We start from the raw sequence: 21,897 nt of genomic DNA on the forward strand, positions 1-21,897 counted from the left end.
TCCACGACGTCGACGTCCTGGTCCTCGATGACTTTCTCACCACACCTGTTGATGCCGCGACCGCGCACCAACTACTCAATATCCTCGCCGGGCGGGAACACAAAGTCTCAACCATTGTGACCTCGCAGTTCACCCCACAGGAGTGGTACAAGTCCATCCCTGACGCCGTGATCTCCGAGTCAATCCTCAACCGACTCGTCTCCGGCGCCGAGATCATCACACTCGAAGGACCAAACATGCGCCTCACCACCAACACATAACCACCAACAACGCCTGAGTAAGACACCGCTACCAGGTACTCACTCAGGCGCTACCAGATACTCACCACGCCGCTACCATTTCGGTCTTCTTAACAATAGTCCTTTAAGCACTAATTTCTCTTTCATGCGCCACGTCGTTCGCGGTGCCTCCGACCCATTGGAGGTGAAGTAGGTGGGCAAATCAGCTCAGCCCGCAACTATGAAGAGCTCGCGGAGGTTGCCGCGCCGGTGGTGGGAAATCGGCGTAATCCTGCTCGTCGTCGTGATCATCGCCGGCAGCGTACACGTGGCGCGTAATACCGCAGGGATATCCGTGGGAGAGTTGGACCCGATTGATCGGCGCGCCTTAGAGGAGTACTCGGAATACGCCGCTGCCGTAGAGGATGCTCCAGATTCGGCGGCCTGGCTCAATGCGGCTGCGACCGAGCACCCCACGCTGCTAATCAGCAGGAAGACCCACTTTTCCTACCTGATCAACCCCTCCCAAGAAGTCTCTTCGCCCTTCGCTGCACCTGTTGACATGGGCGATAACCCCGCCGGCCTCGAGGTCTATCGGTTGGACCGCATTTACCCGAGGCTGTTGCCTATTAAGGTCGCAGGCGGTAGCTTCAACACGGTGGGCGAGACCACGACAGTCCAGGGGAGCGATGTCTACTACCTCAAATTCGGTGAGGATAATTTCGACAAGCAATTCTCCTCAGAACACTTCATTACCTTCTTCGCGCATGAATCCTTCCACTTCTACGGTCAAGCTCGGTGGGCTTTGGACTCGCGTGTCTTTGGCGAGCTCTCCCCGCATGGGGTGGAGCTGCTCGACGAGAGAATGCGGCTGCTCGATGCAGTCCGCGACGCGGGTGCAGACCAAGCTCGGCTGAGGGAACTGGCCACAGAATTGCTCGCTCTGGAAAAGGAACGCCTAGCTGCAGATCCTGACTACGTCAGCCAAGAACGCTGGATGGAAACCGTGGAAGGCACGGCTACCTACCTCGGGATAATGGCCTCACGTGCGGTGGGGTATGACTTTGGCCCGATGTACTTCGACAACACTAAGGAAGCGCGTTTCACCGACGTTGTTCCGTTCCTAGAGTCCGGGCAGATCGACAATGACTTTCTGCGTAATCGATTGCCATATGAGGCCGGCGCTCAGTTGTGTTTGCTGCTTGCAGCATTAGCGCCGAGCGGGGAATGGCAGGCCTTTCTCAATGAACAATCTCTGGATTCTCACCGCACGCTTGTCGACGCCCTGGGCCACGTCTTTGGCCAAGAGAAGTAGATCCGCTAAACAGCGCCGCCTATAAATTGGGCGAAAAAGAAAGGCTGGTCAGAAAAGGTCTGACCAGCCTGAGAGCCTTTTGTGAAACTACCCGCTCACCTGCACTAACGCTCACCACAGCAGTCGTTTCCGCCGGTTTCCGTAGCCGGTTCCGTCGGTGTGGGTGACCAGCCATCGCCAGGTGTCGGCATGTCCCTCCAATTGCTAGTTCATCTCGCTCGTTGTGTTGAGCACAGTCGGAGGAGATTGGGGTGCTTCAGTTTTCGCTAGCTAGAATTCGGTTTGCCACTGATTCATGCTCGTAAACGTTCTCTAGAAGCAGACGAGTAAACTTTTTGCTTCCTTCGGCCTGCTCTTGGGAAATTGATTCAATCTCATGAGTTGCATCGTTACCAATGCGTCGGATGGATTCTGCCCAGATCGTTTGTTGCCGTTCAGTAAGGTAATCCTGCTCCAGCAAATACGTTATGCACTGCTGGAAATTTGGTGCAAAGCCACTTTTGTTTTTGGGTTGTATGCCGCGCTCGACGGCGACGAGAAAGACGATCTTTCGGTACATCAATGCAGCCGCATTAAAGGCTTTGGCATGGAAGCATCGTTCTCCCTCGATCCATGCCTTTCCAATGTGGGGAGGAGTGCCCTCGGGTTCAAGATCGGGTGTTCCCTGCGGTGCTTTTCCTGTTAGTTGTCCGTCTTTCCAGTAGACCGATGGAAGCGAGCAATGAGGACAATAAACTGCGGCGCTTAGACGCTCTTTTGCCGCTGCATCGAGTCTGGTTAGTTCTGCAATTTTGATCGTGGGAGTGGCGGAGCAGTGCCCACAAGGTAAATCTGTATAGGCTTGTTCCCTTGTAAAGCTATTCATATAGTTACTGTCGATAACTTCAAGGTTATTCCAAAATTCTGATGACATTACTTTTCCATTCCCATTTTTGCGGACGTTGGCCCTCCAGGAAACTCCGCATTATCGAATAAAAGCTAGTTTCTGACTTACTTAGGCGCTTTTGAAATGGTCGTCCGCAAGTCTGGCTGTCAATAGCTAGTCCAACTCACCCATCTCATTCGCTGCTGCCATGATCTCAGCCAGGGTGGCAACCACGTTTTTCAGCACGTCGCGGTCGGTGGTCAGCAGTGCGTCGCGCTGTTTGCGCTGCTCGATGCCATCAAAGATGGCCTTGGTGGCTTCCTGCTGGAACTTGCGAGAGCGTTTAAGCTGCTCGCTTGAGTTTTCTTTGCCCAGGCGCACAGCCTCGGGCTGGGCAGACAGCGTGCCCCACGCGGCGACAATCATTTGTGCGGTTTCGTCGCTGTTGACATCCACCCCTGCCATCGAGAAGATGTCGTTGACTTTTTCAACGGCCTCATCAAAAGCCGCACGCAGCGGGGTTTTCGGCTCACCAAGACGAACCGTGAACTCAGGAACATTCAGCGGCTCTGACTCACCGTCGGACACGCTGTAGTCTTCGTCCACAGCACCTTGGGCAATGGCCACACCAGCCAGCGTGACACCTGTCAGGAAGTCTTCGTCCTCATCTAGCTCGGTGATGTGCAGGTTTGGCTCCAGCACGGTGCACAGCATCGCGCGGCGGGCTACCTCGGCATCGGCGTAGTCAACGATTTGGGATAGGAACTCGTAGGCGTGGCGGTATTTCAGCACGTGCGCCTTGAAGTCTTTGGCGCGCTCGCGGGTGTCCTTATCGTTAGAGTTTCGGTCTGTGCGCCAGCGGTCAAGGATCTTGTTGGCGGCACCTCGTAGTTTTTCTGAGTCCTCGCCCGCCATAAAGACTTCGGCCACCTTGTTCATCTCGTCCGGGTCATAGTAGCCAGCGGTGTCCAACTCGTCTGCCAGGGTGTGCAGCGAGTTGGGGTCAATGTCGGTGTCGATGGCAGCGCCCTGGTAGTAGCGCTTGAAGTCGGCTTCGATGTCAGCGGGGTCGTTGGCGAAGTCAACCACCATGGGGGCGGGCTTGTCTGGGTGGATGCGGTTAAGCCGGGAGAGTGTTTGCACGGTGGCCACCCCGGAGAGGTGCTTGTCCACGTACATTGCGCACAGTCGCGGCTCGTTGAAGCCGGTTTGGAACTTGTTGGCCACAATGAGCACGCGGTAGTCCAAGTCGTCGTCTTTGAAGGCGCGCTCCACGTCAGACTCGCCGTTCATGCTGACTTCGGTGACTGGATCTGGTTCGTCCTCCATGCGCACCGCGTCGGAGAACGCCACCAGCGAGTGAAACTCGTAGCCCTTGGCGGTGATGTAGCGGTTCATTTCACGCGCCCAGTGCACTGCTGCCTTGCGCGAGGAGGTCACCACCATGGCACGTGCCTGTCCACCAAGATGGTGGGCAACGTTGCGGCGGAAGTGCTCTACGACAACCTCCACTTTCTGTGCGATGGAGGTGGGGTGCAGGCGGACAAAGCGCACCATGTCGGAGACTGCCTCAGATTGGTCTACCTCTTCGGTTCGTCCCAATTCGTCGCGGACTTCTGCCCACATGGTGTACGTGGAATAGCAGGTGAGCACATCCATGATGAAGCCCTCGGCAATGGCCTGGCCCATCGGATAAGTGTCAAAGGCGACATAGTGGCCGTCCGGGGTCTGCGAGCCGAACAACCGCAGTGTTTTGCCTTTAGGTGTGGCTGTCAGCGCCACAAACGTCATGTTCGCAGCTGTGGCAACAGCCTCCTGGCGCAGCTCTAGCAGGTCATCGGCGGTGTATTCTTCGGACTCGTCTAGCTCCACCTCAGCCAGTAGTTCACGCAGCGCAGTGGCGGACGAACCAGTCTGCGAGGAGTGCGCCTCATCAGCAATCACGCACCAGTTGCGGCCCTGAATATCCGGCTCATTATCCAGCAGCGAGAGCACATACGGGAAGGTTTGCAGCGTGCAGGTAATGATGTGGCCACCCTCGACCAACGCTTGCTGCAACTGAGGGGACTTCGCACCAGAGTTTTCACCAACTGAAACCACCAAGCCGCGCGATGCAGCCAGTGCCTGCATATCCTGGCGGATATTGGTATCGAGTGCTGTGCGGTCGGTGACCACAATGACAGAATCAAACGTCTTGGTGCCATCATCAGCCACCTGCCTAATCAGGCGATGTGCCAGCCACGCAATCGTCTTGGTCTTACCGGAACCAGCAGAGTGCTCGATAAGGTAACGCCCGCCAGCACCACGCTCGGCAACATCAGTGGTGACTTTCTCCACCGCGCGCAGCTGGTGAAAGCGCGGGAAAATAAGCTTGCCCTTGGCCCCACGCTTCGACTTAGGATCCGGCTCCCATACCGCGAAGTCGCTCAGGATGCGCAGCAGCAGCCTGGGCTGTAGCACCTTCTCCCACAGATACGCGGTTGCAGACTTTCCTTCTGCGGGCGGGTTGCCGCCAGCACCGTCATGTCCCTGGTTAAATGGCAGGAACCTGGTGTCGTTTCCTTTCAACGCCGTGGTCATGTACACCTCGTCGTTGGATACAGCGAAGTGTACGAGTACGCGGCCGGGTTGCAGAATGCGGCGATTCTTCGACGGTACCCGATCCCTGCGGTATTGCTTTATTGCATCTTTTACAGTCTGGGTATTGTCGGTCTTTAGCTCAATCGTGGCTACCGGAATACCGTTGACCGTGGCCACCAGGTCAACGGTTTCATTGCTGGAAGGGTCAAAGTGGACTTGGCGGATAATGCGCAGGCGATTCTCCTCCGCACGCTTAGCCGCAGACACACTGAGAGGATTAGCCGGTGGGAACGCCACCATGGGGCCAAAGGCCGCTGAGCGCGCGTTCGTCTGCGCGTATTTGAATCCTTCGCGCAGGGTACCTAGCAGACCACCCCGGATACGGCCGGTTTGTGCGTCTTTGCGGGTGGCGGATTCTAGCCGCTTGGCCACATACTCCAGCAGCAAACGCTGCGCATTCTCGCGGGTTGCTTCCGGCGCGTCCTCAGGCACAGCCTTGGCGTAGTCCTCCGGGTACTGGGTGGACAGCCAATGGAGCACATCAGCCGGGAACAGGCCAAGCCGTGCATCCCAGCCGGTGTCGCGCATACCTTTCTCGTAGATCCAGCCGTTGTCTTCTAGGTATTCACAGATGGCTTTTTCCAAGCGTTCTTCGCGCATGATGTCACGTTTAGGCATGAGGTTCGTCCTTGTCATCGAGTGAAACAGGAATATCAATCTCGCCGGTCACCGCCGCCGAAATCACCGCAGAGCGACGCTCCACAAGCAAGTCCCGCAGCTTCGTAATGTCCTCCAACATCGAATCAATCTCAGCGGTCTCACGGTCGATCTCGTCGGCAATGCGGCGTTGTTCGGCAAGGGGAGGGAGGGGGATGCGGAGTCCTTTAACCTGCTCAGCATTCAAGTTATTTTGCGTGTTTCCCCTGTGGAGAGTGACTAAATGGTTCTTTGATGCAATTAAGGACAATTTCAAGAAGTCTGGGGATAGGATTGATTCATCAGGAAAAACACCGAGGATAGCCTGATTCCAGCTGGCAGCTAGACCCAGCCTAGAAACTGCACCAAGGGTCGCCCCATACATCGCAAACAAGACTGTGCCTGGTTCACCGATTGTAAGACGGGCAGCATCAAAGCCTGCCTTGGTAACCTGTTTTTCCGTCGTTGTCACGACGGGTGTTGAACTCATATCCCCAATTGTTACCCAGGGATGTCCTTCTTCATCATCGTGGCACCAGTAGGACGGGTTTGACGTTGAGGGAGTTCCACCAGCAACGGTGGTGGCTGCGTATCCAAGAGGGATAGTCCCGTGCTTTGCAGCTTCCTTGAGCGCATTCTCGATGGCATTCGTGCGTCGCTCCGTCAGCAGCTGCTCCATCTCGTCCAAATCGGCGCGCATAGCGTCGATCTCGGCGGTCTCGCGGTCGAGGTAGTCAGCGATGGCGCGCTGGGTGGGAAGTGGTGGGGCAGGCATCTTGAATTGGCCGATCTTTGACCATTCGGTACGGGGCATCTTGGTACCCGAGGATGATGCATCTGCAAGGCCGACAAAGCCACTCGATAAGACAAGGTACGCAAGGAAACGAGAGTCACAGCCTTCGTTGGGGCGGTAGACGTGGATGTCTCCGAGGGCAGTTCCCTTCTTGTCCGCTAGCCATGATTTTGAGAGGTAGGGACGGAGCTTACCAAACAATACGTCCCCGGCTTGGAAAGCTTTTCCTTCTGACGTGCTTTCAGCAACTTCGTCGTTTTGATCTTCTAATTCATCTTCGGCGTCCAATACACCGTCGTCGATAAGCTTGCCGGTTGCGGATTCAATTCTTTCAAGTTCTACGATTTCGCCGCGAGAAGATGACTTCTCGTTGCAAAGGTCAGCCAGGCTCCAAAAAGGAACAAGTGGATATGCCGTGGTAGTCACTATTTCTTCACCTGCTTAAACTTCTCGATAAGGCGTTCCATGACCACCGCTACATCGTCGTCGATTTTCTCTAGAGGGCGGGCTGGCTCTGGTTTATAGAAGATCTTTTTGAACGGAATCTCATACCCGACAACAGCGCTAGATGCATCCCACACCAAGCCGTCTGCAAAAGGCAGCACATCTCGCTGCATGTGCTCCTCAATGTCCTCTGACATGGCTACACGCTCGGTGAATGAAAATGTTTTATCAGGAATTGGGTTCCCCTTGCGGTCAAAAGCAAGCTCCTTGGTGTCGTCGGGAACTCCTACGTTCTTAATGATCCTATCTATAACTTCGGAGAGGATTTTTACGCCGCGTTCCTGTGCTGCCTTCTTGATTTCATCAGTGAGGCTGTTGAACTTGACTCCATCAATGTCGCGCATAACATCAGCGTGTGCTGCAATAGCCTTTTTGCTCTTTAGCACTTCATCAATGGCCTCTTTCGTTACCGCTACACGAAGGCGGGCTTGTCGTGAGACCTTTACGTTCTTGAAGCTTAGGTCTTCTGCCGTCAGGATTCTGGAGATGTCAGAATCCTCAAATGTGTTGTAGGCACTCAATACCTTGGCGCGATCTGCTTCGTTCATTTCACGACGTTTAAACCCAAGGGTCTTATCGGTGAGCTGCCAGCACTCGGAGGCATCAATGAGCTGTACAAAGCCCTTTCGGTGTTTTTCCTTGTTGGTATCCAGAATCCAGATGTAGGTGGAGATTCCTGTACCGTAAAACATTCCTGTAGGGAGCTGAATAACCGCGTCTACTAGGTCGTTTTCCAGCAACCACGCGCGAATCCTATCCGGGCCGGAACCAGGGTTTCCGGTAAACAGAGGCGAGCCGTTGGAGACAACCGCGCCGCGTCCACCAGACCCGTTTTCACCTGCGGGCATGAGCTTGGAAGCCACGTGCGCCAGAAACAGCATCTGGCCGTCGTCTTTTTTAGGCAAGCCATGGCTAAAGCGGGAACCTGGAGTTTTGGCCTGTTCTTTGACCGAGGCTTCCTGCAACTCCCAATCAGAACCAAACGGCGGGTTGGACAGGATGTACTCGAACTGTTCGCCCTCATACAGGTCTGTCAGCAGTGTGTCACCGTGGCGGATCGCATCCGGCTCACCGCCCTGAATAAGCAGGTCGGCCTTGCCAATGGCGTAGCCGGTGGGCATCAGCTCTTGGCCTGCGAGGTTGACTTCAATGTTGGGGTTGAGTTCCTTCAATGCGCGCTCGGCCACCAGCAACATACCGCCCGTGCCCGCAGTCGGGTCATACACGGTGCGCGAAGCACCAGGGGAGGTCAATCCCAGATCGTCGGAGGCAAACAGGATGTCTACCATGAGGCGGATAGCATCACGCGGGGTGTAGAAGGCACCCGCAGCCTTGCCCTTGGTATTAAACGACCGGTACATTACGTTCTCGAACAGGTCACCCATCTGTGCGTTGGGCAGTGATTCAACGGACATGTCGATGGTGGAGAAGTGCTTAACCATGGGCCATAGACGACCAGCCTGGTCAAGAGTGCGCATCTTCACCGCGAAGTCGAACGCATCCCAGATGTCGCGCACTGATTGCGAGAACGCGCCAACATAGTCCATGAGCGAGTCATAGACGTGATCATCCGTCTCCGCGATACGGACGAGATCCAGGCGTGAGGTGTTGTAGAAGGACAAACCAAACTGCGACTGCATCTCCCAATCCATGTAGGCCTCACTCATGCCGTCGTCATGCAGTTTGTGTGCCAGGTCTAGAACCTTGTCCTTGGTGGGAGCCAAAATACATTCCAGGCGGCGCAGCACGGTCAACGGCAGGATGTAGTCGCCATAGTCTTCTTGCTCAACGACGGAGCGCAGGTACTTATTGGCGGTGGCCCACACGGCGGACTGATTGAGGTCAGCGGTACTCACAGCGGGTGTCCTTCTTTTGAGTTCGATCTAGATTGTTTCGCCTCATAACACTAGCCGGGATAGGTGACATTCAGGCCGTGAGTGCCACGATTTTTCTAGCACGTCCCTTCGATAGGGGAGACAGAAAAAGACCCCAGCCGGAGGCTGGGGCTGGGGCTAAGTCGTTAACCTATATTCCGCTGCTAAGGTACTCAAGCTCTCGGCATACACGCTGAGGCATTCGAGATAGGTTCGTCTATTCTCCAGTGCCCTTTGCTGTGCAGGTTGATACGTCCCTGCCTTCAACTGCTGCTGAGAATGTCCAATTATCGGTGAACTTATCACCAGCAGATGCTGGAATGGCAAAAGCTATTTGGCCTTCTTCGGGAATGACGGGCACTTTGATTTCTTGGTTCTCATAGTTGTCGAACACCATGACGTGATTTGAGATTTGCTGACCATCAAGGAATTTCACACCACGTACTGCTTCACCGCTAACAAGATTGAAAGACACCTGTCCTCCCGCCAGTGGATCACCCTCGTAGAAGGCTCTCACAGTCTTGGCTCCACTAGGGTGCCCTGCTGCGCCATTTTCCAGTTCAATACGATGCAGGCGAATTTGTGCTGTGTCCTCAGACTCACAGTCGTCGGTGATAGTTGGCTCGTCTGTTGAATCGAGTTCTGACTCTGAGGAAGACGAATAATCTGTCGTCGTTTGCGCCTCCCGTGCAGTGTCGTTGCCTTCCTGACTCAAAGGCTCGTTCTGTGTCTCGTCCGAGCTGCCGCATCCCACCAAAAGAGTGGTGTGAAGAGCAATTGTTGCCAGTGCTATCTGTCGCGTTACTTTGGGCATTCACTTTCCTTCCAACATTTACACAGGTTTGGGAAGATTGTAGCCATTTGGGGAACTGCTCTGTCTCAGAGGCACCTTATTGCCGACCACAGTGCACAACCCGTCTCGGTGAATGGCTACCGACAAACTGGCCCGGCCTACAAGACACCTGAGTGGCAGAAAATATACGGTACCTGGCGCAATGTGATTGAAACTCGTAATGACTACGTGAAGAACAATCGTGGTGGTGCTGCTATTGGTGACCACACTAGGAGGCCGGTTCGTGGTTTTGCTGCGGCCTTCTTCTATACGGCTCTTGGTGTGGTTGCGGCCAATGCCTCCATGATCCGTCGCTTTCTTGGCCGGGTGGAGCGAGATGAAAAGACCCCGCTTCCTGAAGGCCGTGAGCCTCAGCCGCCGCGCGATCCGGCGCGCGAGAAGGCAAGCCCGAACGCGCCGCCTGCGCGCGAGGCAGCTTAAGACCAACTAAATAGCTTTATCCATCTAGCTCGGAAAACCGATATGGGGTTCCGGGCTAGAAGTCGTTTTAGAGGGGACGAACCATGCTGTGTTTGTTATTGGTCAACACCCGGATCAGAGCGAAAACGACCAAACCCACCGCCCGAAGGAGGTGGGTTTATCTCACGGAGGCAGTTTCGCAAACGATTTAAGGTCGTTTCACGAAACCGTCCCTGAATGCTGTCGGACTAACAGGATTTGAACCTGCGACCCCTACACCCCCAGTGTAGTGCGCTACCAAACTGCGCCATAGTCCGCCGCCGCACCATTTGGTGCAACTGCTACAGATTACACCAGCGGTATTCGCTTCGACAAATCCCAGGTTAACGCGGGTTTTGAAGGCTCTAGAACTCGCCGGTGGAATATACCCACTGCCCGTCTTGTCTGCGGAAAGAGGAGCGTTCCCGCTGAGAGCCTTGTGCGGCGCCCTTATAGAAGGCTTCGAACTCAACGACGCCGGTATCGTCCAAGGGGCCGCCGGCGACGGTATCGATAATATCGAGGCGGTAAAAGCGGATGCCGTTATCTGCGAGGTTGAGGCGCTCAGGGCGGGTCTTTGGGTCCCAGGTCCGGAGCAAATAGTCCTCGTCGCCGGTGACGAAAGCACTGAACCGCGAGCGCATCAGCGCCTCGGCCGAGGGTGCGGGCGTGCCGGCGTGGTAGCGCGAGCAGCACTCGCCAAACGTCAAGCCGGATCCGCAGGGGCAGCGGGCAGCCGGATCAAGAGGGTTGAGAACAATCATGTGAATCTATTGTGCCGCGGTTGTCACGGTGGTGGTCACCTCGACGGCGAGGAGGGAGTCGATGGTGGTGGATGCGGAGGCGTCGCCAAGCGCGCGTTGTTGATCCGCGCTAAGGGAGGCAGGAAGTGTCACCGTACGTGTAAATCGGGATTCGGACTCTTGGGTAATGCTGACGGACACAGCTTCGAGAGCCTTCGCGTCGATCTTCTGTGCCTTGCCCGCTGCCTTGATGGCCTGGGTGCTTGCCACAGCCAGTGCAGACATGAGGAGGCCTTCAGCGGTAAAACCTTGGCCCTTGCCGCCGCTTTTCTTCGTGCGGTCAGCGGTCACAGAACGGTCGTTGTGGCGTACTACGACGCCCATCCTCGTGCCCACAGCTGGGATTGCCACCGCGGAGTCATCTGCGACCGGCGCGGGAAGGTTCTCCGGAACGATGAACTGCTCCGCCCACGGGCCAATCAGGTCGGCAGCGCGTGCGGCGGCGCCTTGCTTGGTGACGAGGTGATCAGCCTTATCCAAGGCGACCAAGGACTTGGGGTAGCGCGTGGTGCGGAAAATGTTCTGCGCATTGTCGATGCCAACGGTCTGATCAATGGGGGAGTGCAGCACCATCAGGGGCTTGCGTAGGCGCGGAAGGTACTCCTCCGGGTTGGTATCAGCAAGGTCTTCGAGGAAAAGGCGCGAAATGGTTAGCGCGCGGCCGCCCAAGGTGACCTCTACCTCGCCATTGGCGTCGACCTCGCCAATCTTGTCGGCGTAATGCAGCACTGAATGTGCGGGATCGAAAGGAGCACCGATGGTGGCGACGGCCTTAAGGGAACGAATGCCGTTGGCCGCCGCGAGGGCAGCGGCGCCGCCCAGCGAGTGCCCCATGAGGAGCTGCGGTGCGGAGTAGTTCTGGGCCAGCCACTCGGCGGCGGCCTGGATGTCTGCAACGTTTTGGCTGAAACAGGTATCAGCGAAATTTCCCTCGGACTGTCCCAAGCCTGGGAAGTCGAAGCGCAGGGTGGCGATGCCAAAGTTTGTCAGCTGCTTGCTCACGCGGGCAGCGCCGGGGGTATGGCGCGAGCCGGCAAAGCAGTGCGCAAAGATGGCGAAGGCTTGCGGAGGGGAGTCTGGGAAATCGATGGTTCCGGCCATCGTGGTACCGGTGCTGGAGGGGAGCGACACGTTCACGGATTGCATGCCCACAAGGATATAAGGGCAACTGCACGCCTGCGAACCGGGGTTGACTAAAGTCGATAGAAGACCTGTATGACGCACAAGGATGGAGGAGTGCTCATGGGCGCATTCGATTGGTTCTGGAAGGCAATGGGCGCGCAGTCCGAGCGCAACAATAAAAAGTCGAAAGCCGTCGTCACGGCTGCGGATTCCGCGGTGGAAGAAATTGCCAACCTATCGGATGCAGAGGTTGCCACCACCGCACGGGAATGTGTGAAGGATGGCGCGATTGCGGATAAGTCGCGTTTCCTCGCTGCTCTGGCCGTGGCCAGCGAACGCAAGCTCGGCATGCGCCCATTTAATGTCCAGTCCCAAGCCGTTCTCCGCTTGCTTGAGGGTGATGTCATCCAGATGGCCACCGGTGAGGGAAAGACCCTGGTGGGCGCAATGGCCGCGACTGGTTTTGCGCTGACCGGAAAACGCGTCCACCTGGTGACGGTCAATAACTATCTAGCGGCGCGCGATGCCGAGTGGATGCGCCCGCTCGTGGAGTTCTTCGGCCTCACGGTGGCCTCGGTCACCGAGAAGCTAGGCCCAGAGGAGCGTCGCACGGCCTACCTGAGCGATATCATCTATGCCCCCGTCAACGAGCTGGGATTCGACGTTCTGCGGGATAACCAGATCACCTCCCGCGAGCAGACGGTACAGGCGCGCGCAGATGTTGCGTTGGTGGATGAGGCGGACTCCGTGCTTGTCGACGAAGCCCTCGTTCCCCTCGTCCTCGCCGGAAACCGCCCGGGTGAGGAGTCCACAGGCCACATCACCAACGTGGTTTCGCGCCTGCGTGAGGAGCAGGACTATGTCATCGCGGAGGATGGGCGCACGGTGGCGCTGACCGACGATGGAGCGGCGCGAGTCGAGCGCGAATTAGGCATTGATTCGCTCTACTCCGAGGAGAATATCGGCTCCGTACTGGTCAAGGTGAACTTGGCGCTGCACGCAAAGGCGTTGCTGATCCGCGATATTCACTACATCATTACGGACGGAAAGCTGCAGCTTATCGACGCCTCCCGCGGCCGCGTTGCCGAACTGCAGCGCTGGCCCGATGGCCTGCAGGCCGCAGTGGAGGCCAAGGAAGGCTTGGAGGTATCGGAAGGAGGGCGCATCCTCGACACCATTACGCTCCAGGAACTCATGCGCCGCTACCCGTTGGTGTGCGGGATGACCGGTACCGCTGTGGAGGCGACCGATCAGCTGCGCCAGTTTTATAACCTCCACGTCTCGGTCATCGATAGAAACAAGGAACTGCAGCGCTTCGATGAGGCGGATCGCATCTATGCCTCGGTGGATGAGAAGTCCCGGGCCATCGTGAACGAGATCGTCGCGATCAACAGCACCGGCCAACCAGTTTTGGTGGGCACCCACGACGTCGCCGAATCCGAAGATCTTGCCGCTGCGTTACGCGAACGGGGGATCGAGGTTAACGTCCTTAATGCGAAGAATGACGAGGACGAGGCGCGCATTGTGGCGGAGGCTGGCGACGTCGGCCGTGTCACCGTTTCCACCCAGATGGCGGGCCGCGGCACGGATATCAAGCTGGGTGGCGCTGATGAGTCAGACCGCGATGCCGTCGTCGAGAGGGGTGGCCTGGCGGTGCTCGGCACCTCGCGGCACCGTTCCTCACGTTTGGATAACCAGTTGCGCGGGCGCGCTGGCCGCCAGGGAGATCCTGGCAAGTCCGTCTTCTTCGTTTCTTTAGAAGATGACGTGGTTAAACAGGGTGGGGAAGATGAATCCTTGTCCGCCCGCCCCGATGCCGACGGGCTCATCGAATCCAAAAGGGTTCGTGATTTCATTGCACACTGTCAGCGCGTGACCGAAGGGCAGCTTCTAGAGATTCACGCGCAGACCTGGAAGTACAACCACCTGCTCGCAGATCAGCGCATCATCATTGATGAGCGGCGAGCCAGGCTGCTCGATACCGACCAAGCCTGGCAGGAGCTGGCTGAGCGGGCACCGGAGCGTGCCGCTGAGCTTCGTGACGTCTCCGCTGAAGCGCGCGAGCGGGCGGCCCGTGAGATTATGCTCTTCCACCTCGACCAGGCATGGGCCGACCACCTGGAGTTGATGGATGATGTGCGGGAATCTATTCACCTACGTGCCATCGCCCGCGAGACGCCAATCGACGAATACCACCGCATCGCGGTGCGCGAGTTTAAAGACCTAGCGCAGCGCGCGGTTAATGACGCCGTTGATACTTTTAAGACCGTGCTTATCGATTCAGATGGAGCCCATCTAGAGGATCACGGCCTGTCCCGCCCGAGCGCAACGTGGACTTATATGGTCTCCGATAACCCACTATCAGGGGGCGGAAACTCCGTGCTCAAGGGCATAGGAAACATTTTCCGTTGATGTAAATTGCGGAGAGGCGACTCGCGCGGGCGGCGGAGTCGCTAATATGGAATGAGTCAACATTGATCCGACCCTTCGGAGGTAAAAATGAGCGAGAATACCGGAACGCCGGAACCGCAGGCAGAAACTACTTCTGTCTTCCGCGCAGATCTTCTCAAGGAGATGGAAAACGGCACCGCGGCGGGTTCTGACGCCTCCGTTGCTGGCGCTGAGAACTTGGCTGAGGGCCAGGCACTGCTCGTCGTCAAGCGCGGTCCCAATGCAGGCGCTCGCTTCCTGCTTGATCAGCCGACCACCACCGCCGGCCGCCATCCAGAGGCTGATATCTTCCTCGATGACGTCACCGTGTCTCGTCGCCACGCGGAGTTCCGCGCGAAGGACGGTCAGTTCGAGGTAGTCGATGTCGGATCGCTCAACGGAACCTACGTGAACCGCGAGCCGCGCAATGCTCAGGTACTCGAAGTGGGCGATGAAATCCAGATCGGTAAATTCCGCTTGGTATTCATTGCCCCGAAATAAGGCAGTGCCTGTCCTAAAGAACTAGGGGAGAAGGCCGGGGGAAGCTTCCTCCTGAGCTCCCCTTTTGTCATAGTGAAATCGTGAAGAAAGCAGTAGTAGTCCTATCGTGAGCGCACAGAAGTCCACCGCCGCTGCCGCAGCAGCGTCTTCCGTGGTCAAGAAGACCAAGCCTGCTAAGCAGAAGCCGATGTCTATTGGTGTAACGCTGAAGCACGTGCAGAAGCAATTTCCGGATGTGACGGTGTCGAAAATTCGCTTCTTGGAATCTGAGGGGCTGATTACTCCAGAGCGCACCGCGAAGGGCTACCGCCGCTACTACCAGAAGGACCTTGATCGTCTTCGCTATATTCTGACCGCGCAGCGCGATCACTATACGCCGCTCAAGGTTATTCGGGAACAGCTAGACGCGATGGATTCGGGGCAAGTTACCGCCATCGTGTCCTCCCAGGCCGAGGCCCTCATCAGCGCCGAGCAGCTGCGCGCGCCGGTGGTCACTCGACTTACCGACGCCGATGTGGCCGACCAAGCAGGCACCACGCAGGAAAACATCGCCAAGCTGGTTTCTGTGGGACTGATTAAGCCGGATCCGGCGGGCTTCTTTGATACGGATGACGTGTCCATCGTGTCCGCGGCCGTGGCGCTGGAATCCTTCGGGTTTGAGGCGCGACAGTTGAAGTCGCTGCGCAATGCTGCCCGCCGCCAGGCGGACATGATTTCGCAGGTGGCAACGCCGGTGGCGCATTCGAAGTCTGATACTGCCCCGCAACAGGCCGAGGAGCTTTCTCAGCAGATGGCGGCCCTTGTTCTGTCGCTTCACGGGACGTTGGTCAAGACCGAGCTTCGTGACGAATTCCGGCCTTAAATCATACGGGCTTTTATTTCCGTAAGTTTGGCGCCGACTTTTCTACGCCACTTAACCGGCCCGCCAACCATGTGCAAGGAATGTGTGTAAAAGTGGATTCCATGAACACTGAAGTATTGAAATTTCTAGGTATCCACCCCGTTGGCCCCGAAAATAACCTATGTGCTCTTTTCTATTGGGCGGAGGCGGACCGGCACGTGCCGGTGTGGGTCTCACCCATCGACGGCGCGCGTGTCCTCCAAGTACTCGAGCGGCACTTTAATGCGCGCCCAAGCACGTATGAACTGCTCATCGCCTTTGCGGATCAGCTAGATGGCATCGAGCATATTTGCGTGTCCGAGTACCGTAAGGGCGTTTTCATGGTTGATCTCCTGGATGGAACCGGTGAAGAGCACGATGCCCGCTTGTGCGACGCTCTTGTCCTCGCAGATCACTATGGGTTGCCCATTCATTTTGAGAAGGATGTGCTCGACGAGGTAGCCATTTACATTAGCGATGAGGACCTTAAAGAATATTACGGCCTAGAACGCGAGGCAGAATCCCCGGAGACGTTCCCGGAGAAGCGCATGCGCGAGTTTAAGGAGCGCCATTCCCAGCAGAGCGCGCTGGAGGACGATGACTTCGAGCAGATGATGCGTGATTCCGGAATCTCCGAGGAAGATTTGCTCGGCGGCAAAGATGGTGAAGAGGAGTAAAAGGGGAGTTTAAGCTCCCTTCCACATAATTCAGCCCTAAGCCCTGATCCCAGCTAGACATTAGAAGCGGCGCCCTTTGTGGCGTCGCTTTAGTCGTGCTACCACTGAATTTTTTAATGACACGCGTGTGACTAATGATGACAAAGTGACTCAAAAAGTCTAAAGTTCTACTAGAGGTTCACGGAGGACGACTCTTGACGCGGTCGCTGACGTGCCCTTTAATAGAAAAATAGAACTCCCCTCAAGTATCACTGGAGTAATTACGTGAGCAGTAAGAATAACCGTCCCGAGTCCAGCGCACTGCCGCTCGAAGATTTCGCAGCCAACGACTACGTTCAGGAATCCCTTTTTGATGTCGGGCCCGACGAGGAGCTGGGCTACCGCGTGCCCATCGCTTGCCAGGTAGCCGGCATTACCTACCGCCAGTTGGACTACTGGGCGCGCACGGACCTGGTGAAGCCCTCGATTCGCACTGCTCGCGGCTCTGGTTCCCAGCGCCTGTACTCCTTTAAGGACGTGCTGGTTCTTAAGATTGTCAAGCGCCTTTTGGACACCGGCATTTCTTTGCAGAATATCCGCCTCGCGGTGGAATCCCTGAGGGATCGCGGAGTTAACGATCTTGCTGAGCTCACCCTCGTCTCCGACGGCACCACGGTTTATGAGTGCCGCTCGAACGACGAAGTCATCGACCTTCTTGCCGGTGGACAGGGCGTGTTTGGCATCGCTGTCCCAGGCATCCTGAAGGAGCTTTCCGGAACCATCACTTCCTTCCCGGCCGAGCGCGTTGTGGAGGACGAAGAAGTCGACGTTGTATTTGGCCTCGACGAACTGGCTGCTCGGCGCAAGCGCAAAACCTCCTAAGGAAGCCATCCGCCGCCGCTCCTCTTAGTCACTGCAGCTCACGTCAGTGCTCTAGAGGAAGCGGCGGCTTTTTGATGTGCGGCGTCGATGCGCCTGAAATGTCCCGGTTATCGTGCCCCGGCGGCGTTGGCGATGGCCTTTTTGTCCTCTTGGGCATTTGAAGGGTCCGAGATGGTCTTGTAGGAGTCAGCGAGCTTTTCGAGCTCGGCGTCCTTTTCACCTTCACCGATATGCACCACGCTCAAGCTAACGCCCTGACCGCGCGCGGCTTTGACTGCCTCTGTAAAGCTTGCGTCATCTATATCTTGTTGGGTCCCGGTAGTAACGAGCACGACGCGGGCGTCTTTGCCCGTTTCTGCCTCTTGGTCCGTGGCGTTATCCAGTGCCGCGACCACGGCGCTGCGAGTTTGAGGAACGCCACCAGTGCCGAATTGCCGTACTGCGAAGGCCACGTTCTCGGCGTCGCCATAGGCTACATTCTGACGGAAGCCCACGGTGGCCGTGGCTGAAATGGGTGAGGAATAGTTCCAGAGAGCCACCTGGCTCCCCTCCGCGCCGACTGCCGACGCCGCCTCCGCCACGCCCTCGGTTACCTCATTGAAGTACGGCGCAAGGTTGTCGGAGGTATCAAGAAGGAACAACGTATTCGGCGCCACCCCTTGATCTTCCTTGTTTTCAGTGCTGGGCGCGGCTGATGCCGATTTGGACGGCTGTTCTGACTTCGAGGGCGTGGTCGATGCAGACGTAGTGCTAGCGCTTTCACTCGTCGGTTTCTGTACGGCTGATGACTCAGTGGTTTTATCCGCCGCTACTGGCTCGCTCGAATCGGATTCCCCTCCGCGGAAGAGGAAGAATGCGCCGATAACCAACGCCAAAACCGCGAGGACGGCCACGATGATGACCCACGGTGCGATTGCATAGTTATTCTTTCCATCCGAGTGCCGGGCCATCTTTTTCCTTCCGCGCTGGGGTCTCGGGGCAGTCAGGGCGCCCCGACGGGTCACATCAATGGTCTCTCATTGTAGCGCTCAGCGCTGCTCTAATTTGGGAGACAAGCCGCGCGCGGAGTGGCTCGGAGGCGTCGGCAAGCGCGCGTTGGCGCCGCACATACTCCGACTTTCCCTCTGGTGTTTCGATGGGGACAACCCCAAAGCCCCACTCGCGGCAGTCATATGGCGAGGCCTCCATGTCGAGCGTGCGCGCGGCCACCGCCAACCGGAAGGTATCGAGGAACAAGTCACCTGGCACCAACGGGCCCAATTTCCACGCCCATTTATATAAATCCATAGTCGCATGGACGCAGCCAGCCTGGTCGTTGTCCGGTTGGTCCTCACGGGTCAGCACCGTGAGGTTAAGCGGGCGGGCGGGCTCAGTAAAGAAACGGAAGGCATCGTAGTGCGTGCACTTGATGCGGTGCTTGTCGACGACTGCGTTCGTCCCTTCCGCTCCCAACCGCAACGGCAGGTCATGGCGAGGGGAATCGGTGTGGTACACCATGGCCCATTCATGCAGGCCAAAACAATCAAATTGGGTGGGATTGTGCGCCGTCTTTTCCAGAAGTTCCAGGATGTAGCGCACGGTTCCGCCGCGGCGTTCGAGGAAGGCCTCGGTGTCCATCGTGATGCCCTCGGCAGTGCGGCGGTAGTAGCGCCATTCGCTGTGCGGAGCGTTCCCTTCCAGGGTGACCCCTACGCCTGGGTGCCAACGGCGCAGATGAGAGGGGCGGACGGGGTAGTACTCGAAAAGGAAGTCGTAGACAGGGTGATACGAGCCTGGGTGGCGATAGCGAGCGAGGAACTCATTTGCTTCCTCCTCGTGCTGTCGCATCCGGGCTTGCCAATCCTTGGGCGCGAGAATCATCGTTGTCCAGCACTGCCTCGACGGCGGCGGTTGTTACGGCCGCGGCGGCGGTGCCCCGGTGCTTCCTGCTTAGGCTGCTGTTGGTTCGGTGGCCCGAGCGGCTCGCCCTTCGGCTTGCGCGCACCGGTCATCTGGGCAAGTTCGGGGCTGCTGGCGGGGTTGGCGCGGTCACTGATGTCGAGGTCGGTGTGGTCCACTCCGGCCTTTGCAATGAGCTTGGCCACCTCGTCGCGCTGCTCGTCGGTAACGAGTGTGACGACGGTTCCTGACTCACCGCCGCGGGCGGTGCGGCCGGAACGGTGTAGGTAAGCCTTGTGCTCGGCGGGTGGATCTACGTGGACGACGAGGGAGACATCCGCAATGTCGATACCGCGCGCGGCGATGTCCGTGGCGACGAGCACGGGTACGCTTCCGTCGGCGAATCCCTCAATCGCCTTGGTACGTGAACCTTGGCCCTTATCGCCGTGAAGCGGCAGTGCGTTAATGCCGACTCTGCGCAGCTTCTTCGCCTGCCTGTCGACTCCGTGCTTGGTCCGCATAAACATGATGGTTTTGCCCTTGCGCGCACCGAGCCGCAGGACGACGTCGTTGCGTGCTTCGCGCGTGCCGATGAAAATGAGGTGGTGCTCCATCGTGTCCACGGCGGCCTCGACGGGGGCTGTGGAGTGGGTTACGGGGTCGTGCATGAACTGCTTAACCAACTTGTTGACCTCACCGTCGAGGGTGGCGGAGAAGAGTAAGCGTTGGCCGTCTGGTGGGGTGAGATTGAGCAGTTTGCGTACCTGGGGAAGGAAGCCCATGTCCGCCATCTGGTCGGCCTCGTCGAGCGCAGTGATGGTGATCTGGTCGAAGAAAAGCTTGCCTTGGTCGATGAGATCCTGTGCGCGGCCCGGTGTAGCAACAAGTAGGTCAACCGGGCGTGCTAATGAGCGAATGTGGTTGTTGATGTTGACACCACCGACAACCGCCAATACCCGCAGCCCCAGCGCGGCTGCGGGTTCTTCCAAGCGTTGTTGGATCTGCGTTGCCAGCTCACGCGTTGGCGCCAACACGAGACCGCGTGGGTGCGCCGGTCGGGAGACCCCGGATTCGGCAAGTCGAGTGAGCATGGGAAGGCCGAACGTGAAGGTTTTTCCCGAGCCCGTGGGGCCGCGGCCTAGGACGTCCTTGCCGGAAAGGGCGTCGGGAATCGCGGCTTCTTGGATAGGGAAGGGGGTCGTGATGCCCTGTTTGTCGAGGACGCGGACAACATCGCGGGGGAGGCCGAGGTCGGCGAAAGTATTCATCGGGAGGAAGTTTAGTTCGCTTCGCTGCCAGATAGAAAAGTCAGTGCGGGGAATGGGCCTAGCATCCTGCACTGTTGGCAGTAATGTGATGTAGGTCTCAGCTAAATTGATCGGCATGACGAACCCTTTCAGTAGCCCGCAGCAGCAGCCCCGTGGATTTGGCCAGAACCCGCAGCACAACCAAGCACCGCCTGGCTTTATCAATCAAAATCAAGGTGCTCACGCCGGCGGACCGGCGATGCCACAGGCGCCCGAAAAGAAGCCAAGCTCGAAGAAAGCATTGTGGATCGTTCTGGCGGTTGTTCTTGTATTCGCCATCATCGCAGTCGTCGCTATTATTGCTGCAGTTTCTTTCTTCAAAGATGTTGCTGCCGATTTTGATGATGCGCCACAAGACGCAAGTGCTTCCGACAATGCCTATTGGAACAGCACATATGACTCCGATGAGGTTGACAGGATCCGCGCCTCCGAGGTTTCTGCCCCGGTGCCCGCTCCGCTCATTGACCTTTCGGACGAGTGCTATAAGGACACGTCATTCTTCGGGCAGGCGGACTATCTGGGCCTAGATGTTCAGTGGGTTCCGACGATTTCTTGCATCTATGGTCCGGACAGAGAATTCGTGGCTCAGTACACAGAGAACAAGGATGCGATCCGCGATACTGAAAGCGTTGGGCTGGCCGGCACCGTCGAGGACTTCACCTCGGCCCGCGGCTCCCAGATTGGTGCTTTTAGTGAGGAAGATGAGTACGTGATTGCTGAAGTACTTGAGGATGGCAACGCGGTTATCGAGTACGTCATGGACGGCTATGATGCCAACGGGAACGAAGCGGACTTGAATGATTTGGCCAACTATCTCGTGGGTGCGGGAATCCTTGACTCGGCTCTGGGTGGTCAGTCGGTGAATGCCTAGCTATCTTCAGCGCCGCACGCGCTTGACGACGCTTCACCCACCCCAAGTGGCCCGTCAACCCTCATCCGGTTGGCGGGTCTCGTTCTTTAAGGGCTTAAATGCGCGTTGTTCCTGCCGGTATATGAAGGGGGTCAAGGATCACCGATCTGCCCGTCAACCATCTTTCGGTTGGCGGGATCGGTGGTTGGCGTTGTCCTCTCGATGTCTGGGACATTAACTGTTGTCGGGTGGTGGGTCTGGTGGCTGTCCTGCTTGTTCGGCGTTGAGTCTGGCTACTGCTTCTTGGTATTCGGGCATTGCGGTGATTGGTGTGCCCCAGGGTGGGATGAAGCTGACCCCGGTGTTGAGCCGGTACATGTAGCCACGTCCGGTAGGCCTTTGTGGGTCATCGTCGTTAATCCCGTTGTGGTAGGCGCACAAGAACGTCAGGT

Annotated in this window: 19 protein-coding genes, 1 tRNA gene and 1 pseudogene; 9 read left to right on the forward strand and 12 right to left on the reverse strand. The window is 57.3% G+C overall.

What is annotated here, in order from left to right:
- Positions 1-260, forward strand: a 260-nt coding sequence (locus tag HMPREF2698_RS12020; RefSeq protein ID WP_168164032.1) for an ATP-binding protein, incomplete at its 5' end; no start/stop codon positions are given.
- 172 nt (positions 261-432) lie between these two features.
- On the forward strand, positions 433-1,533 hold the full coding sequence (locus HMPREF2698_RS12025) for a hypothetical protein (protein WP_141748958.1): 1,101 nt from the start codon (positions 433-435) through the stop codon (positions 1,531-1,533).
- 256 nt (positions 1,534-1,789) lie between these two features.
- On the opposite strand, the gene HMPREF2698_RS13110 is transcribed toward HMPREF2698_RS12025, so the two are convergent.
- The 5 genes from HMPREF2698_RS13110 to HMPREF2698_RS12050 all read right to left on the reverse strand — a co-directional run bounded on the left by HMPREF2698_RS13110 (position 1,790) and on the right by HMPREF2698_RS12050 (position 9,659).
- On the reverse strand, positions 1,790-2,446 hold the full coding sequence (locus HMPREF2698_RS13110) for a DUF4145 domain-containing protein (protein ID WP_083303848.1): 657 nt from the start codon (positions 2,444-2,446) through the stop codon (positions 1,790-1,792).
- A 126-nt stretch (positions 2,447-2,572) separates the two neighbouring features.
- On the reverse strand, positions 2,573-5,656 hold the full coding sequence (locus HMPREF2698_RS12035) for a type I restriction endonuclease subunit R (RefSeq protein WP_070565009.1): 3,084 nt from the start codon (positions 5,654-5,656) through the stop codon (positions 2,573-2,575).
- A complete protein-coding gene (locus tag HMPREF2698_RS12040) occupies positions 5,649-6,893 on the reverse strand; it encodes a restriction endonuclease subunit S (RefSeq protein ID WP_070565012.1) in 1,245 nt (414 codons plus the stop codon). Before HMPREF2698_RS12040 ends, HMPREF2698_RS12035 begins: the two co-directional genes overlap by 8 nt.
- Entirely contained in the window at positions 6,893-8,827 is a 1,935-nt protein-coding gene (locus HMPREF2698_RS12045) for a type I restriction-modification system subunit M (protein WP_070565015.1), read from the reverse strand. Before HMPREF2698_RS12045 ends, HMPREF2698_RS12040 begins: the two co-directional genes overlap by 1 nt.
- 235 nt (positions 8,828-9,062) lie before the next feature.
- Positions 9,063-9,659: a hypothetical protein gene (locus HMPREF2698_RS12050; protein WP_070565017.1), complete on the reverse strand. Its 597-nt coding sequence runs from the start codon at positions 9,657-9,659 to the stop codon at positions 9,063-9,065.
- Positions 9,660-9,767: 108 nt separating this feature from the next.
- On the opposite strand from HMPREF2698_RS12050, the gene HMPREF2698_RS12055 reads away from it, so the two are divergent.
- Positions 9,768-10,118 carry a hypothetical protein gene (locus HMPREF2698_RS12055; RefSeq protein WP_210386605.1) on the forward strand — a complete coding sequence of 117 codons (351 nt, stop codon included), beginning with the start codon at positions 9,768-9,770 and terminating at the stop codon, positions 10,116-10,118.
- Between the two features lie 222 nt (positions 10,119-10,340).
- On the opposite strand, the gene HMPREF2698_RS12060 is transcribed toward HMPREF2698_RS12055, so the two are convergent.
- From HMPREF2698_RS12060 to HMPREF2698_RS12070, 3 genes are all read right to left on the reverse strand, one after another.
- A tRNA-Pro gene (locus HMPREF2698_RS12060) sits at positions 10,341-10,414 on the reverse strand.
- A gap of 87 nt (positions 10,415-10,501) precedes the next feature.
- Entirely contained in the window at positions 10,502-10,900 is a 399-nt protein-coding gene (locus HMPREF2698_RS12065) for a YchJ family protein (RefSeq protein WP_070565023.1), read from the reverse strand.
- 6 nt (positions 10,901-10,906) lie between these two features.
- On the reverse strand, positions 10,907-12,085 hold the full coding sequence (locus HMPREF2698_RS12070) for a bifunctional alpha/beta hydrolase/OsmC family protein (protein ID WP_210386606.1): 1,179 nt from the start codon (positions 12,083-12,085) through the stop codon (positions 10,907-10,909).
- Positions 12,086-12,181: 96 nt separating this feature from the next.
- Between HMPREF2698_RS12070 and secA2 the strand changes: the two genes are divergently transcribed.
- The 5 genes from secA2 to HMPREF2698_RS12095 all read left to right on the forward strand — a co-directional run bounded on the left by secA2 (position 12,182) and on the right by HMPREF2698_RS12095 (position 17,410).
- Positions 12,182-14,473, forward strand: a complete 2,292-nt coding sequence (secA2, locus tag HMPREF2698_RS12075) for an accessory Sec system translocase SecA2 (protein WP_070565032.1) — start codon at positions 12,182-12,184, stop codon at positions 14,471-14,473.
- Between the two features lie 87 nt (positions 14,474-14,560).
- Complete coding sequence (gene odhI / locus HMPREF2698_RS12080) at positions 14,561-14,992, forward strand: oxoglutarate dehydrogenase inhibitor Odhl (RefSeq protein WP_010186533.1); 432 nt, start codon at positions 14,561-14,563, stop codon at positions 14,990-14,992.
- 106 nt (positions 14,993-15,098) lie between these two features.
- Entirely contained in the window at positions 15,099-15,854 is a 756-nt protein-coding gene (locus HMPREF2698_RS12085) for a transcriptional regulator FtsR (protein ID WP_070563527.1), read from the forward strand.
- Between the two features lie 101 nt (positions 15,855-15,955).
- Positions 15,956-16,549 carry a bifunctional nuclease family protein gene (locus HMPREF2698_RS12090; protein ID WP_070563541.1) on the forward strand — a complete coding sequence of 198 codons (594 nt, stop codon included), beginning with the start codon at positions 15,956-15,958 and terminating at the stop codon, positions 16,547-16,549.
- 300 nt (positions 16,550-16,849) lie between these two features.
- Positions 16,850-17,410, forward strand: coding sequence for a MerR family transcriptional regulator (locus HMPREF2698_RS12095; protein WP_154762730.1), 561 nt, complete (start codon positions 16,850-16,852; stop codon positions 17,408-17,410).
- Between the two features lie 107 nt (positions 17,411-17,517).
- On the opposite strand, the gene HMPREF2698_RS12100 is transcribed toward HMPREF2698_RS12095, so the two are convergent.
- Genes HMPREF2698_RS12100 through HMPREF2698_RS12110 form a run of 3 tightly spaced genes read right to left on the reverse strand, consistent with a single transcriptional unit; the run spans position 17,518 to position 20,556 of the window.
- A complete protein-coding gene (locus HMPREF2698_RS12100; protein ID WP_070563531.1) occupies positions 17,518-18,360 on the reverse strand; it encodes a VWA domain-containing protein in 843 nt (280 codons plus the stop codon).
- A gap of 55 nt (positions 18,361-18,415) precedes the next feature.
- Entirely contained in the window at positions 18,416-19,270 is an 855-nt protein-coding gene (locus tag HMPREF2698_RS12105) for a 3-methyladenine DNA glycosylase (RefSeq protein ID WP_070532497.1), read from the reverse strand.
- Positions 19,267-20,556 (reverse strand): DEAD/DEAH box helicase, encoded by a 1,290-nt coding sequence (locus HMPREF2698_RS12110; RefSeq protein ID WP_070565035.1) that lies wholly within the window; start codon positions 20,554-20,556, stop codon positions 19,267-19,269. Before HMPREF2698_RS12110 ends, HMPREF2698_RS12105 begins: the two co-directional genes overlap by 4 nt.
- A gap of 115 nt (positions 20,557-20,671) precedes the next feature.
- Here HMPREF2698_RS12110 and HMPREF2698_RS12115 point away from each other — a divergent pair, with 115 nt between their 5' ends.
- Positions 20,672-21,466, forward strand: coding sequence for a hypothetical protein (locus tag HMPREF2698_RS12115; RefSeq protein ID WP_246819472.1), 795 nt, complete (start codon positions 20,672-20,674; stop codon positions 21,464-21,466).
- Positions 21,467-21,679: 213 nt separating this feature from the next.
- Here the strand turns inward: HMPREF2698_RS12115 and HMPREF2698_RS13115 are convergent.
- Positions 21,680-21,897: pseudogene (locus HMPREF2698_RS13115) on the reverse strand (HNH endonuclease); the annotation flags it as partial.

It is taken from the genome of Corynebacterium sp. HMSC072A02, from assembly GCF_001810085.1.
GTDB lineage: Bacteria > Actinomycetota > Actinomycetes > Mycobacteriales > Mycobacteriaceae > Corynebacterium > Corynebacterium hesseae.